This is a genomic window from Saccharothrix sp. 6-C, from assembly GCF_016695385.1.
Taxonomy (GTDB): domain Bacteria; phylum Actinomycetota; class Actinomycetes; order Mycobacteriales; family Pseudonocardiaceae; genus Actinosynnema; species Actinosynnema texasense.
This window is the reverse complement of record NZ_CP064192.1, coordinates 8,466,215-8,482,322: the sequence shown is the minus strand read 5'-3', so window position 1 is coordinate 8,482,322 and position 16,108 is coordinate 8,466,215. Positions and strand designations below refer to the sequence as shown.

Genomic DNA, 16,108 nt, shown 5'->3' with positions numbered 1-16,108 from the left:
TATGGCGGCTTGTCCACTTGCCGTACGATCATTTCGGGTCGTACGACCTGTGCCTGCTAGGGGACCTCAGAACAGAGGTAGGTGCGTCATGGATCTCGCACTGAGTAAGGTCATCGAGCTGCGCGAAAGCGGGTTCCAGTTCCTCCACCTCCGGGACGAGGACGGACAGCTCGACCGCATCATGGCGTTCAAGCAGCGCAGAGGGTTCATCGACTCGATCCTGTTCTGGTCCGAGACCGAGGCCCGCGCGGGCAGGCTGCCGGCCGTCCGGGACAGCCAGCGCGCCGCCCAGGCGGTCTGGATTTACGAGGGACCGCTGGCCGAGGCCGTGGACCGGTTGCTCGACCTGCCCGAGCCCGGCTCGCGCAACGCGCCCACGCTGATGAAGAGGACGGCGTCCGACCTCGCGGTCGTGACCACGCTGCCGTTCACGCTGAAGCTGCCGCCCGGCGCTATCGCCTGACATCTTCCGCTAACGTCACCCGCCGCACACACAATGCGGCGGGCATCGGCGTTTCGGTTACTGTCCGTGATTTTTCCGCGTTTTACGCAGAAGTTTCGAACCCGGACTATGCGTTCCCGCAACGTTCTCAACAATGAATATTCACCCTCGGCGCGGTGACACCAAACCTGATTCGTAGGCGAGCACGACGAGTTGTGCGCGGTCCCGCGCGCCCAGTTTGGTCATCACCCGACTGACGTGGGTGCGCGACGTCGCCGGACTGATCACGAGGTGCTCGGCGATCTCGTCGTTCGACATGCCGGCCGCGACGAGCGCGAGGACCTCCCGCTCCCGAGCGGTCAGCTCCCGCAGCGCCCGGGGGTCCGGCCGGCGGTGCTCCGGCCGATTCGCGAACTCCTCGATCAACTTCCGGGTGACGCTCGGTGCGAGGAGCGCCTCACCCTCCGCGACCACCGTGAGGGCGCGCAGCAGCTCGACCGGATCGGTGTCCTTGAGCAGGAAGCCCGACGCGCCGCTCCGCAACGCCTCGAACACGTACTCGTCCACGTTGAAGGTCGTCAGCACCAGCACCTTCACCTCCGGCAGCTCGGCGCAGATCTGCCGGGTGGCGGCCAGGCCGTCCGTGCCCGGCATCCGGATGTCCATCACCACGACGTCCGGGCGGTGCTCGTGCGCGCGCCGGACCGCCTCCGCGCCGTCACCGGCCTCGCCGACGACCTCGAAGCCGTCCTCGGTGTCGAGCAGCAGGCGGAACCCCGCGCGCACCAACGCCTGGTCGTCGGCCAGCACCACCCTGATCACCACGAACCTCCCACGGTAGGACCGCCTCGACGGTGAAGCCCGCGGCCGATGGTCCCGCGACCAGCGTGCCGCCGAGCGCTTCGACCCGCTCCCGCATGCCGCGGATGCCGGAGCCCGCGCCCTGCGGCGCCTGGCCGCCCCTGGCCGTGCCGTCGTCGGTGACGGTGAGGACCAGGGCCTCCTCGGTGCGCTCGAACGAGATGACGATCTCGGACGCGTCCGGCGCGTACCGCAGCGCGTTGGTCAACGCCTCCTGGACCACCCGGTAGGCGGCGGCGTCGACGGGTGCGGGCACCGCGCCCGGCGAGCCGACGACCTTGGCGACCGGCACCGGTCCGACCAGCTCGGCCAGGCGGTCGAGGCTGGGCGCCGGCGTCGTGCCCTCGCCGGTGCGCAGCACGCCGAGGGTGGCGCGCAGGTCGTCCAACGCGTGGCCGCTGGCCTCCTTGATCGCCTTGAGCGCCTTGACCGCCTCTTCGGGACGGCGGTCGGCGACGTGCGCGGCGACGCCGGCCTGCACGTTGATCATGGCGAGGCTGTGCGCGACGACGTCGTGCACCTCCCGCGCGATGCGCAGCCGCTCTTCCTCCACCTGCCGGCTCCGCTGCTCGGCGACCCGGGTGCGGCGCAGGGAGAGCACGGCGACGGCGGGCGCGACGATCAGCGGGCCCCAGTGCCCGGTGACGTAGTAGAGCCACGTCGAGACCCCGGTGACCGCGATGACGGCGACGGGGAAGCGCTTGCGCCAGACCAGCGGCGCGAACGTCGCCGCGAACCAGACCCACGCCAGCCACGCCACGGGGATGACGGTACGGGAGACCGGCGCAGGTCAGCGTCCCCTCAGAGGCGGCTCACGCCCGTACGTCAGGCGTCGTACGAGCCCTTCTTCACCGCGGCGAGGAAACCGGCCCGGTCCGGCAGCGCCACGGTCGGCCCAGCCGGGTTCTTCGAGTCCCGCACCCGCGCCGAACGGCCCGCCAGCGAGACCTCCACGCAGTTGCCCTTCTCGATCCGGCTGACTGGCACATCGAGCGTGGTGCGGAGTGGAAGGACCGGTGCACGCGGGGGTGTGCGGAGGACTTCCTGGCGCGGGCGGGTGCGCCGACAGGGGTCTGCTCGGTGGCGGTGTGGGACGCGGGTCTGCACGGTCGGCTTGCACTGGACCGGGCTCCACCGCTCCGGGTGAAGTAATCCACTCCGCCGGAGTAGCGGGCTTGATCCGGGCACCCCGGTTGCGAAACTTTCCCGCCCATGAACCTCAGGAAGACCATCGCCGGAGCCGCGGTCACCCTCGGCGGCGCGGCCGTCATGCTCGGCCTGGGCGGCACCGCGCAGGCCGTCGACCTCGGCGCGCAGGTGCGGCCCGACCTCGACGCCGAGCTCGGCAAGATCGCGAACCTCGGCGACGTGATCCGGGTCGACGCCTCGAACCCGGCCGGCCCGATCGTCACCGGCCCCCTGCTGCTGGGCGACGGCGCCACCGGCGGCCCGCTGGACCTGGGGGTCGAGCTCGGCCGCTGACGACACCGCCCCCGAGCCGGAGCGGTCCCGGCCCCCTCCCCCTCGGGCCGGGGCCGTTCCAACCACCCCGATCAGCGGCCGACGGCGTACCCCTGGGCGCCGCGCGGGTTGGCGGCGGCGCGCAGCAGGCCGTCGCGCGCGTCCCGGGCGACGGCCGACATGCGGCCCAGCGTCCACGGTCCGGCGTCGAGGACCGCGTGGCCGCGGTCGCGCAGCTCCGCCATCGCGGCGTCACCGATCCGCGACTCGACCACGAGTTCGCCGGGCGTCCACGAGCGCGGGTAGAACGAGCTCGGGAACGCGTTGGTGTGCCACATCGGCGAGTCGATGGCCTCCTGCAGGTTCATCCCGCCCGCGGTGTGCGCGAGCCAGAACCCCAGCTGCCACTGGTCCTGCTGGTCGCCGCCGGGGGTGCCGAACGCCATCGCGGGCAGGCCGTCGCGCAGGGCCAGCGTCGGGGACAGGGTGATCCGGGGTCGCTTGCCGGGCGCCAGGGAGTTGGGCAGCCCCTCGTCCAGCCAGAACATCTGCGCCCGGCTGCCGAGGCAGAACCCGAGCGACGGGATGGTCGGCGAGGACTGCAACCAGCCGCCGGACGGGGTGGCCGAGACGATGTTGCCCCAGCGGTCGACCACGTCCACGTGGACCGTGTCGCCCTTGACCGTGCCCACGCCCGACACGGTGGGTTCGCCGAGCGCGCCGCCGCCGTCGGGCCGGTTCGCGACGCGCGGGCCGCGCAGCACGTGCCCGGGCAGTCGGGCCGGCGTCGCGCCGGGTGAGCCGGGCCGCAGGTCGAGCGAGGCGTGGTCGGCCACGAGCTGCCGCCGCCGGTCCGCGTACTCCCTGGACAGGAGGGCGTCCAGCGGCACGTCGCCGTGGTCGCCGTACCAGGCCTCCCGGTCGGCGAACGCCAGCTTCGCGCACTCCGCCGCCAGGTGCACGGTCTCCGCCGACGGCACGCCGTCCACGTAGGACATCCGGTCCGCGAAGCCCTCCAGCAGCAGCAACTGCTGGAGCAGCACGGGTCCCTGGGTCCACGCCCCCGGCTTCACCACGCTCCACGACCCGAAGTCCACCGACACGGCGTCCTCGTAGGACGCCTCCCACGACGCCATGTCCGCGCCGGTCAGCACCCCGGCGTGGTCGGCCCCCGAGTCGTCGCGGTGCGCGATCCGGGAGAACTCGTCCACCTGGGCCGCCACGAACCCCTGCGACCACGCCCGCCGCGCCGCCTCGATCTGCGCCTCGCGGTCCGACCCGGCGGCCTCGGCGGCGGCCAGCAGCCACTCCCAGGTGTCCGCGAGCTTGGGGTTGCGGAACCGCGCGCCGGCCTTCGGCGGCTGCCCGCCGGACAACCACAGCGCCGCCGACGACGTCCAGTGGTCGCGGAACAGGTCGCTGACCGTCGCGATGGTGAACGCCGCCCGTTCCAGCAGCGGGAACCCGTCGCGGGCGTACCCGATCGCGTACCCCAGCACCTCGCGCAGCGTCTTGGTCCCGTAGTCGCGCAGCAGCGTCAGCCAGCCGTCCCACGCGCCCGGCACGGTGGCCGCCAGCAGCCCGCTGCCCGGCACGAGGTCCAGCCCCAGGCCCGTGTAGTGCGCGATCGTCGCGCCGGCGGGCGCCACGCCCTGGCCGCACAGCACGCGGGGCGCGGTCTCGCCGGCGGCGGCGAACACCACGGGCACCTCGCCGCCCGGCCCGTTGAGGTGCGGCTCCACCACTTGCAGCACGAAGCCGACCGCGACGGCGGCGTCGAAGGCGTTGCCGCCGTCCTCCAGGACGGCCATGCCCGCGCCGGAGGCGAGCCAGTGCGTGGACGCGACCATTCCGTGCGTGCCGACGAGTTCAGGACGGGTGGTGAACATTTCGACAACCTACGTCGGCCCGCCGGCTTTTGTTACCCCTGCTAACGAGACTGTCTCCTGAAGATCTACTGAACCCGAACGGCGCTCACCTGGCCTGGTCGGGGACCCGCAGCTCGCGCCCCAGGCCGTGCAGCACGAGCCCCGCCCGCGCCACCGCGTCCGGGTCGAGGTGGCCCCGCGTGTCCAGCACCGTCGAACCGGCCATCGCCGACGCCACCAGCGCCCAGTCCAGCGCGCGGAACTGCGGCCACTCGGTCAGCAGCACGACCGCGTCCGCGCCGCGCACCGCCGCGTACGGCGAGTCGACCACCGTCATCCCCGCCAGCGGCCGGCTGATCTCCGGGTCGTGGGCGAGGAGCTCCGCGCCCTCGAACGCGAGCAGTTCCGCCACCGCCAGCGCGGGCGAGTCGCGCAGGTCGTTGGTGCCCGCCTTGAACGCCAGCCCCAGCACGCCGATGCGGGCGCCGGCGAGCGGTCCGATGGCCCGGCGCAGCTTCTCCACCACCCGCCGCTGCTGCCGGGCGTTCGTCTCGATGGTGGCCTTGACCAGCGGGAAGTCGACGCCGACGGCCTCGGCGATGCGCACCATGGCGTGCGTGTCCTTGGGCAGGCACGACCCGCCCCAGCCGGGGCCCGGCTTGAGGAATGACTGGCCGATGCGCTTGTCGTGGCCCATGCCCTCGGTGACGGAGGCGACGTCCGCGCCGACGAGCTCGCACAGCTCGGCGACCGCGTTGACGTAGGACAGCTTCATCGCCAGGAAGCAGTTGGCGGCGTACTTGACCATCTCGGCGCTGGCCGCGTCCATGAGCACGGTAGGCGCGCCGAGCCTGGTGAACAGCGCGCCGACGCGTTCGGCGGCCTGCGGCGAGTCCGCGCCGACCACGATCCGGTCGGGGTGCAGGAAGTCGCGCACGGCGCTGCCCTCGCGCAGGAACTCGGGGTTGGAGACGACGGCGACGTCCTCCCGCCCGAGCAGGGCCGCGACCCGGGTGGACGTGCCGACCGGAACGGTGGACTTGCACACCACGACCGCGCCGCGGGGGAGGACGTCGCGGATCTCCCGGGCCACCGCCTCGACCGCGCTCAGGTCGGCCGCGCCGCCGACGCCCATGGGTGTCGGCAGGCACAGGAACACCACCTCGGCGTCACCGACGGCGTGCCGCGCGCCCTCCACGAACGCGAGCCGCCCCGCGGCCTGGCCGGCCGCGACCAGGTCGGCGAGGTCGGGCTCGAGGATGTCGACCTGCCCGGCGCGCAGCCGGGCGACCTTCAGCGCGTCCACGTCCGCGCACACGACCCGATGCCCGAGGGAGGCCAGGCACGCCCCCGTCGTCAGGCCCACGTAACCCGTTCCCACGACCGCGATCCGCCGGACGAACATGCGGTGACGGTGACACCCGAAGTTGACCGCGGGTCAAACACCAGGCGTATGCGGAGAGTGAGGTGGGTAGTCCCCCGGGTGTACGGGGAAACACCCCTCGCGGCGGACGCGGTTTCGCCTGGCTGAAGGCAAGGTCATGGGTATGGAACTCGTCCTGTTCTCCCTGCTCTTCGCGGGCTTGGCGGTGCTGGCGGCCGTGCCGTTGGTCGCATTGCTCCACTTCTCCGAGCGCCGGGGGCTGAACGACCGTTAACCTCCTGGTCCCAGGACAGGAGGATGTATGGAGATCTCGGGTACCGCGGCGGTCGTCACCGGCGGCGCGTCCGGGCTTGGCCTCGCGACCGCACGGGCGTTGGCGGCACGTGGTGCGGCGGTGTTCGCGCTGGACCTCTCTACCGACGGCGCCCCCGACGTCGAGGGCGTCACCTACCTGGCGGCGGACGTGACCTCCGAGGAGGACGTCCAAGCCGCCGTCGACACCGCCGCGGGCTCCGGCTCGCCGCTGCGGGTCGTGGTGAACTGCGCGGGCATCGGCCCGTCGGCGCGGACGGTCGGCAAGTCCGGCCCGCACCCGCTCGACCTGTACCGGAAGGTCATCGACGTCAACCTGGTCGGCACGTTCAACGTGCTGCGGCTGGCGGCGGCGGCGATCGGCAAGACCGAGCCGCTGGAGCACGGCCAGCGGGGCGTGGTGATCAACACGGCGTCGATCGCGGCGTTCGACGGGCAGATCGGGCAGGTGGCGTACGCGGCGTCCAAGGCCGCGGTCGTCGGGATGACGCTGCCCGCCGCGCGCGACCTGTCGTCGGTGGGCGTGCGGGTGATGACGATCGCGCCGGGCATCGTGGACACGCCGATGCTGGCCACCGTGTCCGACGAGTTCCGGGCGGGCCTGGCGGCGGGAGTGCCGTTCCCGAAGCGGCTGGCGCTGCCGGAGGAGTACGCGCGGCTGGCCGTGGCGATCGTCGAGCACGACTACCTGAACGGCGAGGTCATCCGCATGGACGGCGCCCTGCGCATGGCGCCGCGGTGATTCGCCGCTGACCCGCGGGCGACGGCTCGGAGCAGCGGCGGCGCCGAGGTCAGAGGTCGCCGGCGAACGGCAGGTCGTCCATGGCGTCCGACGTCATCCACAGCCGCAGGGTGTGGGTGGCGCGGACGTCGTCCTCGTTGTACTCCAGCAGCCGGCGGCGCTGGGCGGGGTCCGGCGGCCGGCCGTCCATGCCCACGGCGTCGCGGTACCAGCGCATCGAGTTCTCGCCGCCCGCCTCCGGGTCGCGCCAGCGGAAGCCGGCGACGGGGGCGATGGTCTTCAGGCCCTTGCCGTGCGCGCACAGGAACTGGTCCTGCACGATGCCGAACAGGTCGACCCACGAGTCGGACGTGATGAACTCCCGCACCTGCGCCACGGTGGGGATGCCGGGCTGCCCCTTGAACCGCTCGGCCGACCCGAGCAGCCAGCGGTTCTCCGCGAGCTCGTTGTAGCAGTAGGCCTTGAACGACAGGCCGCGCGCGCGGGCGCGCAGCCGGACGCCCGTCAGCCAGCCCCAGAACTCGGCGAACGACCGGGCCTCGTCCGCGCACGGCAGCGGGTCCCAGGTGGCGAACGCGCGGTAGCCGTGCTCCTCGCCGACGTCCTGCCCGGACAGCCAGCAGCCCCACATGTACGCGCCGAGGTCGCCGAAGCTCTCCATGTCCACGTCGACCTCGACGTCGGCGCGCGGCACCTCCATGCGGGACACGCGGCGCACCACGGTGAGGTCGCGCAGCCAGGCGCGGGCGAGGATCACCGCGTCCGGGTGCAGCATCCCGACCAGCGGGACGACCTGCGCGTCCGGGTCCTGCGCGGCCAGGTCGTCGACGGTGCGGACGCCGGCCTTGCGCAGCGCCACGGCGTCCTCGCCGCGCACCACGAGGCTGACGTCGCGCGCGGCCTTCAGGTCGGTCTCGCACACCGGCCACCACGGGCAGCTGCGGCACTCCACGATCCGGGACGGGCGGGCCTGCGGGTCGGCGCCGGTGGCGGCGGCGGACGCCACGGCCAGCCGGTCGGCGAACCGGGTGTCGTACTCGGCGAGGGCGTTCCGGCCGCCCGGCCACGTGGGCGCTTCCAGGTCGTGCCACACGACGACGTCGGCGTCCATGCCGATCACGCCGCCGGTCGCCCGGCCCTGCGCGGCGAAGCCGGAGGCCTGGAGCTGCCGCTGCGCGTGCGCCAGCCGGAGCTGGTCGCGCGGCTGGGGCCGGACCTTGCGCAGCGGGTCGACCCGCGCGCCGCCCGGCAGCGGGTAGGACAGCGGTGACGTCCGCGCGCCCTGGCCGGGGTCGCTGACCTTGTGCCGGACCACGAGCACCGGCACGTACCCGGTCGTCTCCTTCACCAGCAGGTCGATGCCGCCGCGCCGGCCGCCCAGCGGGTCGCGGGGCAGCGCCGCGCCCCAGATGTAGGGCACCCCCGCCTGCATCGCGGCGGCGGTGACGCGCTCGCGGTCGGCCGACGGCACGTCCTGCGGGATCTCCATCAGGTCGGACCCGACGAACCGGCCCAGCGCGGTGGCGACCGCCTGCCGGTGGTCGTTCGCGTCGGCCTTGCGCTGCTGACCGGTGGGGTCCGGTGGCAGTCTGGGCACGTCGCGCATGGTCGGATCGTGTTCGAGGTGCACCCGCCGGCGGCAACGAGTGACCACGCCGGCGTCGAGCTGCACCTGGGAAGTCACCGGTGCAGCGTATGACGCCGGGCGCGTGGTCGTGCCGGCAACCTCGCGGAGTCGAGTCGATCTTTTCGCGGAACGGCTCTAGGGTTCACGTCCAGGAGGTGCGGCCATGGCGCGCGACAAGGGCAAGGGGTTCACCCCGAGCAGGGCGAAGAACCTCATGGGCGTGGCCAAGGTGTTGGCGCCGACGCTGATCCCGGTGATGGCGCCGGTCGCGGCGCGGGCCGCCGCGCTCCTGAGCGACCGCTACGACCGCTACCGGGCCTCCCGGCTCGGGGTCCCGGTCGACCAGCTGACCAGGTACTCGGGCAAGGGGGCGCGGCTGCACGCCCGGATCGCCGGGTTCGCCGACGCGCTCGCCCAGCTGCGCGACACCGAGCCGACCTACGCCCAGGACACCGAGAAGCGGCTGGCCCAGCTGCTGGCCGCGGTGCGGGCGTCGGAGCGGATGCCCGCGCCGCGGCGCAGGGCGGCGCACCGCGCGGTCTCGGCCGACCTGGACGCGATGGAAGCCGACCTGCTCAAACGCCTCGGCGTGTGAGCTCCTCCACGACCCGGTAGGCCGTCTCCTCCGGGTCGGGGTCGGCCGGGTCGTACTGCGCGGTGACCTCTTCCATCACCTCGGCGACGCGTTCCTCCCGCCGGATCAGCGGGTCGCTGCGCAGGTCACGGGCCAGCGACACGCACAGCCCCACCATCACGAGCATGAACGGCAGCGCGGCGATGATCGTGAGGTTCTGCAGGCCGGTCAACGCGCTCGACCCGCCGATCAGCAGCATGACGGACGCGACGACACCGGTCAGCACGCCCCAGAACACGACCACGGGCTTGCCCGGCCGGATCGAGCCGCGCTGCGACAGCGTGCCCATGACCACCGACGCGGCGTCCGCGCCGGACACGAAGAAGATCGCCACCAGCAGCATCACCACCACCCCGGCGACGGGGGCCAGCGGGAACTGGTCGAGCAGCCCGAACAGCTGCGCCTCGGACGAGGCCGTGCCCGCCAGGTCCGTGCCGGACCGCTGCACGAAGATCGCCGTGCCGCCGAACACGCAGAACCAGGCCAGGCTCACCAGGCTGGGCACGCCGATCACGCCGGCCACGAACTGCCGGATCGTGCGGCCGCGGCTGATGCGGGCGATGAACATGCCGACGAACGGCGTCCACGAGATCCACCACGCCCAGTAGAAGATCGTCCAGCCGGACAGCCACGCCTCGGTGGCGTCGCCGCCGGACGCGGCGGTCCGGCCCGCCATGTCGGCCAGCTCGCGGAAGTAGTCGCCGATCGCGGTGGGCACGAGGTTCAGCACGAACACCGTCGGCCCGACCACGAACACGAACGCGGCCAGCACCACGGCCAGCACCATGTTGATGTTCGACAGCCACTGGATGCCCTTGGCCACGCCGGACACCGCCGAGGCGACGAACGCCACGGTCAGCACCGCGATGACGCCCACCACGACACCGTTGCCGACCTCGCCCAGCCAGCCCGCGACCTGCAGGCCGCTGCCGATCTGGAGCGCGCCGAGACCGAGCGACGTGGCCGAGCCGAACAGGGTGGCGAAGATCGCCAGCACGTCGATCGCCCGCCCGGCGGGCCCCTCGGCGCGCCGCTTCCCGAGCAGCGGCGCGAACGCCGCGCTGATCAGCTGGCTGCGACCGCGCCGGAAGCTGCCGTAGGCGATGGCCAGGCCGACGACGGCGTAGATCGCCCACGGGTGCAGCGTCCAGTGGAACAGGGTGGTGGCCATCGCGGTCTGCAACGCCTGGTCGGAGCCTGCCTCGACGGTGCCGGGCGGCGGCTGCACGAAGTGCGACAACGGCTCGTTCACGCCGTAGAACATCAGCCCGATGCCCATGCCCGCGCTGAACATCATCGCGACCCACGAGATCGTGCGGAATTCCGGCGGCTCGTCGTCGCGGCCGAGCGGGATGCGGCCGTAGCGGCTCGCCGCGAGCCACAGGGCGAACAGCACGAAGCCCGAGGCGCTGAGCACGAAGGCCCAGCCCAGGTTGCCGATGACCCAGGTCAGGGCCGTTTTCGACGCGGTGGCCAGCGAGGCCGTGCCGAAGGTGCCCCACGCGACGAACGCGAGCGTGACAACTGCGGCGACACCGAACACCACGCGGTCCGTGCCGCCCGGTCGATCCGCTTTCGGCTCACCGGGCAGAGGCTCTTCGACAGGTTTGCGCTCAGTCGTCACGGGTAACCCATACCACCGTTCGGAGTAGCACAAACTCATCCCCGACCGTGGGGGCTGCCGCCGGGGCGGGGCGACCTCCTACTCTCTGTGGTGTGACCGACCGGCCCGCACCGCCCCGCCTCGCGCGGGCCGTTCTGCTGGCCGTGACCTCCGCCGCGCTCAGCGTGACCGCGCACGGCGCGGCGGGCGGCTCGGTCGCCGAGTTCGCGCCGGCGCTGCCGCTGACGCTGCTGGTCGCGTTCGCGGGCACGGCGGTCGCCGACCGCGGCCGCCGCCCCTGGTCGGTCCTGGCCACCCTGGGCGTCGCGCAGGTCGGGCAGCACGCGCTGCTCAACCTCGGCCACCACGTCGCCGACGGTCCCGGCCTCGGGTTCAGCCCGACCACCATGACCGCCGCGCACGTGGTCGCCGCGCTGCTCACCGGCCTGCTGCTGGCCCGTGCCGACGCGGCGCTGCACGCGCTCGCCGGCGTGGTCACCCGCCTGCTGCCGCCGCCGCACACGCCGGTCGTGCCGGCCGGGGCGTTGTGGGCGCCCACCCCCTCGTCGACGGCGGACATGCTGGTCGACGTGCTGCTGCGACGGGTGCACGGCCGCCGCGGCCCCCCTCGTTCCTGATCACCCGGGTCCCCAGCACACCACCTCAGGTCTCAGGAGCCACAACTTCATGTCGACAAAGCGATTTGGCGCGCGCTCGCTCGCCAAGGGCGGCGCCGTGCTCGGCGCCGCCGCGATCCTGGCGCTGACCACCGCGGGCCTGGCGTCCGCCCACGTCACCGCGTCCACGCCCAAGGACGCCGTGCAGGGCGGGTACACCAAGGTCACGCTGCGCGTGCCCAACGAACGCCCCGACTCGGGCACGGTCAAGCTGGAGCTGACCCTGCCCGCCGAGTACCCGCTGGCCTCGGTCAGCACCAGGCCGACGCCCGGCTGGAAGGTCGAGGCGGTCAAGGAGAAGCTGGCCACGCCGGTCAAGAGCCACGGCCGCGAGGTCACCGAGGCCGTCCGCACGGTCACCTGGACCGCCGACCCGGGCAGCCGCATCGAGCCCGGCCAGTTCAACGAGTTCGACCTGTCGATCGGGCCGCTGCCGGACAACACCGACCAGCTGGTCCTGCCCACCAAGCAGACCTACGACAGCGGCGAGGTCGTCGACTGGAGCACCCCGCCGCCCGCCGAGGGCGCCGACGAGCCGGAACGCCCCGCGCCCGTGCTGAAGCTCGTCGCCAAGACCGGCGGCGACGAGCACGGCACGGCCACCGCGACGGCGGTCGCCGACGACCACGACGCCACGGCGGCCGGCGCGACCGACGACACCGCCCGCTGGCTGGGCGGCGCCGGCCTGGTGGTCGGCGCGCTGGGCCTCGGGTTGGGCGCGGGCGCCGTGCTGCGGTCCCGCCGCGCGGGCAAGCCGACGGCATGAGGCGCGTCGTCTCGCTGCTGCTGACCGGCCTGGTCGCGGGCGCGGTCGCGCTCGGCACGGCCGCACCGGCGTTCGCGCACAACGTGCTGGTCGGCAGCGACCCCAAGGACGGGTCGCAGCTGGCGGCCGGGCCCGCGACGATCACGTTGACCTTCGACCAGCCCGTGCAGGCCGGTGAGAAGTTCAACACCGTCACCGTCACCGGGCCCGAGGGCACGCGCTGGGAAGCGGACGGCGAGCCGACGGTCAAGGACAACAGCGTCGTCTTCCCGGTCCGCCCGCTGGGCCCGGCCGCCGAGTACACCGTCGGCTACCGGGTCCTCTCCGCGGACGGGCACCCGGTGACGGGGTCGCTCAAGTTCACCCTGACGACGGCGGGCAGCGGCACGCCCGCGCCCGCCGCGTCGGACGCCGAGGGCTCCGGCTCCACGTCGTCCGGCGGGGGCGGCGTGCCGATCTGGGTGTGGATCGTCGGCGCGGCGGTGCTGCTGGGCGGCGGCGCGTTCCTGGCGCTGCGCGGCGGCTCGGCGGACGACGCCGAGGGGCGCAGCGGGCGATGACCGCGAACCGGACCACCACCACCGCGAACCGGCACTGGGTCGTCGGCGGCCTGCTCGCCGGCGGAGCCGTCGGCGTCTTCCTGGGCCTGGGCCTGTCCACCACACCGGAAGCGGTGGGCGTGGCCGAGCCGGGGGTGGTGTTCCGGTTCGCGCACCCGTTGGTGCGGACCCTGCTGGACCTGTCCGCGACCATCGTCGTCGGCCTCTCGCTGCTGCCGAAGCTGCTCGGGTTCAGCCGGCCCGCCATCACCGAACCGGTGATGCGCGTCGCCCGGCCCGCCGCCGTCGTCGCGGCGGCGGTGTGGGCGTTCACCGCGTTGCTGTCCATCGTGATCCGGGCGTACGAGACGCGCCCGGACGCGGAGCTGACCATGCCGATGGTCGTGGACTACGTGCAGCGCATCGGCGCCGGCCAGGGTCTGCTGTTCAGCGCGGTGTGCGCGCTGGTGTACCTGTGGATCGGCGTGATGGCCGTGCGCCGGGGCGAGTCGGTGCCGGCGGAGCTGCGCATCCTGATCGCCATGTTCGGCCTGCTGCCGCTGCCGGTCACCGGCCACGCGTCGAACTGGAAGTACCACGACTACTCCATGATCTCGATGGAGCTGCACGTGCTCGGCGCGGCGGCGTGGACCGGCGGCCTGGCGGCGCTGGTGGTGCTGGTCGCGCACCGCCGCGGGCTGTTGGCCGAGGCGCTGCCGAAGTTCTCGAAGCTGGCCACGATCGCGCTGGTCCTGGTCACGGTGACCGGGTTGTTCAACGGGCTGCTGGAACTGGCGCTCAACCCGGTCACCGGCCTGCCGGGCTCGCTCTTCACCACCTCGTACGGCCTGGTCCTGATCGGCAAGGTCGCGTGCGCCGCGCTGCTGGCCGTGCTGGGCGCGAACATCCGGTGGCGGTTCCTGCCGCACATCGCGCAGCACAAGACGACGGCGATCGTCGGCTGGGCCGCGGTCGAACTGGCGATCATGGGCATCGCCTTCGGCCTGGCGGTCGTGCTCTCCCGGGCCCCGGTCGCCTGACCGGGGCGATTGTCGGACCCCTGTGGTTGGGTCCGCCCATGGCTGATTCGACGATCCTGGTGCTGGGAGCCACCGGCTCGACGGGCAGGCGGGTGGCCGCGCGGCTCACCGCGGCGGGCCACGCCGTGCGCCGGGCCTCACGCCGGGGCGAGGTGCGCTTCGACTGGTCCGACCCCGGCACGTGGGCGGGCGCGCTGACCGGTGTCGAGCGGGTCTACCTGATGGCGCCGCACGAGCTGCCGGTCGACCCGGGCTTCGTGGCCGAGGCCGTGGCGCGGGGCGTGCGGCGGTTCGTGCTGCTGTCCACCCGGGGCGTGGCGGAGATGCGGGACGAACGGCTGCTCGCCGCCGAACGGCTGGTGCGCGGCTCCGGCGTCGGGTGGACCGTGCTGCGGCCGGACTGGTTCGACCAGAACTTCGACGAGGGCTTCTTCCGCCCCGCGGTGCTCGCCGGCGAGCTGGTGCTGCCCCTGGGCGACAAGCAGCAGGCGTTCGTGGACGCGGACGACATCGCCGCGGTGGCCGTCGCCGCGTTGACCGAGGACGGGCACGAGGGCGAGGTGTACGAGGTCACCGGCCCCGAGTCGCTGTCGTTCCCGGACGCGCTGGCCGTGCTCGCCCGGGTCACCGGCCGGCGGGTCCGGTTCCGCGGCACCCCCGACGACTACCGGGCCGTCGTGCCCGCCGACGTGGCGGAGGAGCAGATCCGGGCGTGGGACGCGCTGGGGGACGGCGCGCCGACCGACACCGTCGCGCGGGTCGCCGGACGCGAACCCAAGAGCTTCCACGACTACGCGGTCCAGGCCTGGGAAGGGGGCGCATGGCGCGACTGATCGTCGACGAGTGGTCCGTTCGGTGCGACGAGCTGCGCCGAACGCCCTAGTCGGTGATCGGTCGGGCGGAAGTGTCCTCGCGCAGCCGGGTCAGCGCCGCCATCGCGTCCTGGCCACGCCGTTCGAGCTCCTTGGCGTCGATCCAGCCGTTGGCGAAGTACCGGTAGTCACGCGCGAGCTTCACCAGCTCGGCCAGGTAGGTCGCCGAGCGGCGCCGCCGCTGCTCGTCGAACGACGCCAGGAACGGCAACTGGGTGTCCACGACCTCGTCCAACATGCGGGCGGCCCGCAGGGCACGCCTTCGCCGCAACACCGGCAGCTTCCCGACCACTCGCACACCTCGCCGACCCCGTCACGCCATCCCTCGATGCCTCAGTCGTCCAACGCGCGCCGGGTGTTACCGATTCGTTCCCCCACGCCCCCCGCGTCAGCGGTATGGGGTCCAGGGGGTCGTGGTGTCGCCCGCGCGCAACGCTTTGAGCCGGCTGTGCAGCTCGTCGCGCACACCCGGGTGGCTGCGCATGATCGGCAGCACGCTCGTGGTCAGCTTCAACTCCCTGACCTCGCGCAACACCGGGAACCCGGGCCACCGCACGACGTCGAAGCCGTACTCGTCGGCCAGCTGCCGGTACCACTCGGCGGAGTGGCCGAAGCGGGCGACGCCGACCGGCAGGGTGCTCAGGTCCCACTCGCGCGGTCCGAAGCTGGTGGAGTCGAAGTCGCAGATCACCGGGCCGTCGGGGCTGGGGATCAGGTTGCCCAGGTGCGCGTCGCCGTGCACCACGCCCGGCGGCAGCGCGAACCGCAGCCCGGCCAGGCGGTCGTCGGCCTCGGCGCACCGGTCCTCCAGGAACCGGCGGTCCGGCGCGGACAGCTCCTCGGCATCGGCGAGGCGACGGCGCACGTCGTCCAGCGGCGTCCAGCGCGGCAGCTCGAACCCCGGCGCGGGCAGCGAGTGCACCTGCCGCAGCACCCGGCCCAGGTCACGGCCGTCGACGGGCCTGCCGCCGGAGGGCACCGCGTGCCACACGGTGGCCAGGTGGTCGCCGATCGCCAACGGCTGCGGCACGTCCTCGACCAGCCGCACGGCGGGCACGTCGTGCTCGGCCAGCCACCGCGCGACCTCGACCACCTTGGCCGCGCGGTGGCGCAGCGTCGTCGAGCCGACGATCCGCACCACCACCCGGTCGACGGGCAGGTCGAACACGGCGTTGCTGGTGAACTTGACCAGCCGCGCGCCCCGGTGCGCCAACCCCAGTTCGGCGCACAGCCGCTCCAGCACGGCGGTCAACGCGGCGGAGGTGAACCTGCCGTCCAGG

The 16,108-nt window shown here is 73.3% G+C and carries 18 protein-coding genes; 9 read left to right on the top strand and 9 right to left on the bottom strand.

The annotated features are described in order from the left end of the window. Positions 1-88: 88 nt before the first annotated feature. Positions 89-463 carry a hypothetical protein gene (locus tag IOD16_RS37050; RefSeq protein WP_201438052.1) on the top strand — a complete coding sequence of 125 codons (375 nt, stop codon included), beginning with the start codon at positions 89-91 and terminating at the stop codon, positions 461-463. Between the two features lie 141 nt (positions 464-604). On the opposite strand, the gene IOD16_RS37045 is transcribed toward IOD16_RS37050, so the two are convergent. The 3 genes from IOD16_RS37045 to IOD16_RS37035 form a co-directional block, all read right to left on the bottom strand. Continuing rightward, the gene (locus IOD16_RS37045) at positions 605-1,264 is read right to left on the bottom strand and encodes a response regulator transcription factor (RefSeq protein ID WP_123748217.1); all 660 of its coding nucleotides are present in this window, start codon (positions 1,262-1,264) and stop codon (positions 605-607) included. Then, the gene (locus tag IOD16_RS37040) at positions 1,161-2,063 is read right to left on the bottom strand and encodes a sensor histidine kinase (protein ID WP_236594598.1); all 903 of its coding nucleotides are present in this window, start codon (positions 2,061-2,063) and stop codon (positions 1,161-1,163) included. Before IOD16_RS37040 ends, IOD16_RS37045 begins: the two co-directional genes overlap by 104 nt. 65 nt (positions 2,064-2,128) lie before the next feature. After that, positions 2,129-2,290: a DUF397 domain-containing protein gene (locus IOD16_RS37035; protein WP_201438051.1), complete on the bottom strand. Its 162-nt coding sequence runs from the start codon at positions 2,288-2,290 to the stop codon at positions 2,129-2,131. 225 nt (positions 2,291-2,515) lie between these two features. On the opposite strand from IOD16_RS37035, the gene IOD16_RS37030 reads away from it, so the two are divergent. Further along, positions 2,516-2,785, top strand: coding sequence for a hypothetical protein (locus IOD16_RS37030; RefSeq protein ID WP_123744784.1), 270 nt, complete (start codon positions 2,516-2,518; stop codon positions 2,783-2,785). Between the two features lie 71 nt (positions 2,786-2,856). Here the strand turns inward: IOD16_RS37030 and IOD16_RS37025 are convergent, their stop codons facing one another. Continuing rightward, positions 2,857-4,653, bottom strand: coding sequence for a gamma-glutamyltransferase family protein (locus tag IOD16_RS37025; protein ID WP_201438050.1), 1,797 nt, complete (start codon positions 4,651-4,653; stop codon positions 2,857-2,859). A gap of 85 nt (positions 4,654-4,738) precedes the next feature. Next, positions 4,739-6,037, bottom strand: a complete 1,299-nt coding sequence (locus tag IOD16_RS37020; protein WP_201438049.1) for a UDP-glucose dehydrogenase family protein — start codon at positions 6,035-6,037, stop codon at positions 4,739-4,741. Positions 6,038-6,317: 280 nt separating this feature from the next. On the opposite strand from IOD16_RS37020, the gene IOD16_RS37015 reads away from it, so the two are divergent. Next, positions 6,318-7,070 carry an SDR family NAD(P)-dependent oxidoreductase gene (locus IOD16_RS37015; protein WP_123744787.1) on the top strand — a complete coding sequence of 251 codons (753 nt, stop codon included), beginning with the start codon at positions 6,318-6,320 and terminating at the stop codon, positions 7,068-7,070. Between the two features lie 49 nt (positions 7,071-7,119). On the opposite strand, the gene IOD16_RS37010 is transcribed toward IOD16_RS37015, so the two are convergent. Next, complete coding sequence (locus IOD16_RS37010; protein WP_123744788.1) at positions 7,120-8,754, bottom strand: TM0106 family RecB-like putative nuclease; 1,635 nt, start codon at positions 8,752-8,754, stop codon at positions 7,120-7,122. Between the two features lie 106 nt (positions 8,755-8,860). On the opposite strand from IOD16_RS37010, the gene IOD16_RS37005 reads away from it, so the two are divergent. Continuing rightward, positions 8,861-9,292 (top strand): DUF6474 family protein, encoded by a 432-nt coding sequence (locus tag IOD16_RS37005; RefSeq protein ID WP_201438048.1) that lies wholly within the window; start codon positions 8,861-8,863, stop codon positions 9,290-9,292. On the opposite strand, the gene IOD16_RS37000 is transcribed toward IOD16_RS37005, so the two are convergent. Next, the gene (locus IOD16_RS37000) at positions 9,273-10,994 is read right to left on the bottom strand and encodes a BCCT family transporter (protein WP_201438047.1); all 1,722 of its coding nucleotides are present in this window, start codon (positions 10,992-10,994) and stop codon (positions 9,273-9,275) included. The two genes, IOD16_RS37005 and IOD16_RS37000, sit on opposite strands and share 20 nt — an antisense overlap. Before the next feature lie 53 nt (positions 10,995-11,047). On the opposite strand from IOD16_RS37000, the gene IOD16_RS36995 reads away from it, so the two are divergent. From IOD16_RS36995 to IOD16_RS36975, 5 genes are read left to right on the top strand one after another with little or no spacing between them, the layout of a single operon-like run. Next, positions 11,048-11,572, top strand: coding sequence for a hypothetical protein (locus IOD16_RS36995; protein ID WP_201438046.1), 525 nt, complete (start codon positions 11,048-11,050; stop codon positions 11,570-11,572). A 49-nt stretch (positions 11,573-11,621) separates the two neighbouring features. After that, entirely contained in the window at positions 11,622-12,377 is a 756-nt protein-coding gene (locus IOD16_RS36990) for a YcnI family copper-binding membrane protein (RefSeq protein WP_201438045.1), read from the top strand. Next, a complete protein-coding gene (locus IOD16_RS36985; RefSeq protein ID WP_201438044.1) occupies positions 12,374-12,937 on the top strand; it encodes a copper resistance CopC family protein in 564 nt (187 codons plus the stop codon). The genes IOD16_RS36990 and IOD16_RS36985 overlap by 4 nt, the downstream gene beginning before the upstream one ends. Then, on the top strand, positions 12,934-13,956 hold the full coding sequence (locus IOD16_RS36980; protein WP_201438043.1) for a copper resistance D family protein: 1,023 nt from the start codon (positions 12,934-12,936) through the stop codon (positions 13,954-13,956). The genes IOD16_RS36985 and IOD16_RS36980 overlap by 4 nt, the downstream gene beginning before the upstream one ends. A 38-nt stretch (positions 13,957-13,994) precedes the next feature. Further along, positions 13,995-14,789, top strand: coding sequence for an NmrA family NAD(P)-binding protein (locus IOD16_RS36975; RefSeq protein WP_123744795.1), 795 nt, complete (start codon positions 13,995-13,997; stop codon positions 14,787-14,789). Between the two features lie 46 nt (positions 14,790-14,835). Here the strand turns inward: IOD16_RS36975 and IOD16_RS36970 are convergent, their stop codons facing one another. Together IOD16_RS36970 and IOD16_RS36965 are read right to left on the bottom strand one after the other, a co-directional pair. Continuing rightward, on the bottom strand, positions 14,836-15,120 hold the full coding sequence (locus IOD16_RS36970; RefSeq protein WP_201438042.1) for a hypothetical protein: 285 nt from the start codon (positions 15,118-15,120) through the stop codon (positions 14,836-14,838). 96 nt (positions 15,121-15,216) lie between these two features. Beyond that, a complete protein-coding gene (locus IOD16_RS36965; protein ID WP_123748219.1) occupies positions 15,217-16,107 on the bottom strand; it encodes an aminoglycoside phosphotransferase family protein in 891 nt (296 codons plus the stop codon). Between the last annotated feature and the right edge of the window lies 1 nt (position 16,108).

What these genes read in the sequence shown, in the direction of transcription:
- IOD16_RS37050 (WP_201438052.1), top strand. Translation starts at nt 89, where the DNA reads ATGGATCTCGCACTGAGTAAGGTCATCGAGCTGCGCGAAAGCGGGTTC.
- IOD16_RS37030 (WP_123744784.1), top strand. Translation starts at nt 2,516, where the DNA reads ATGAACCTCAGGAAGACCATCGCCGGAGCCGCGGTCACCCTCGGCGGC.
- IOD16_RS37025 (WP_201438050.1), bottom strand. Translation starts at nt 4,653, where the DNA reads ATGTTCACCACCCGTCCTGAACTCGTCGGCACGCACGGAATGGTCGCG.
- IOD16_RS37020 (WP_201438049.1), bottom strand. Translation starts at nt 6,037, where the DNA reads ATGTTCGTCCGGCGGATCGCGGTCGTGGGAACGGGTTACGTGGGCCTG.
- IOD16_RS37015 (WP_123744787.1), top strand. Translation starts at nt 6,318, where the DNA reads ATGGAGATCTCGGGTACCGCGGCGGTCGTCACCGGCGGCGCGTCCGGG.
- IOD16_RS37005 (WP_201438048.1), top strand. Translation starts at nt 8,861, where the DNA reads ATGGCGCGCGACAAGGGCAAGGGGTTCACCCCGAGCAGGGCGAAGAAC.
- IOD16_RS37000 (WP_201438047.1), bottom strand. Translation starts at nt 10,994, where the DNA reads ATGAGTTTGTGCTACTCCGAACGGTGGTATGGGTTACCCGTGACGACT.
- IOD16_RS36990 (WP_201438045.1), top strand. Translation starts at nt 11,622, where the DNA reads ATGTCGACAAAGCGATTTGGCGCGCGCTCGCTCGCCAAGGGCGGCGCC.
- IOD16_RS36985 (WP_201438044.1), top strand. Translation starts at nt 12,374, where the DNA reads ATGAGGCGCGTCGTCTCGCTGCTGCTGACCGGCCTGGTCGCGGGCGCG.
- IOD16_RS36980 (WP_201438043.1), top strand. Translation starts at nt 12,934, where the DNA reads ATGACCGCGAACCGGACCACCACCACCGCGAACCGGCACTGGGTCGTC.
- IOD16_RS36975 (WP_123744795.1), top strand. Translation starts at nt 13,995, where the DNA reads ATGGCTGATTCGACGATCCTGGTGCTGGGAGCCACCGGCTCGACGGGC.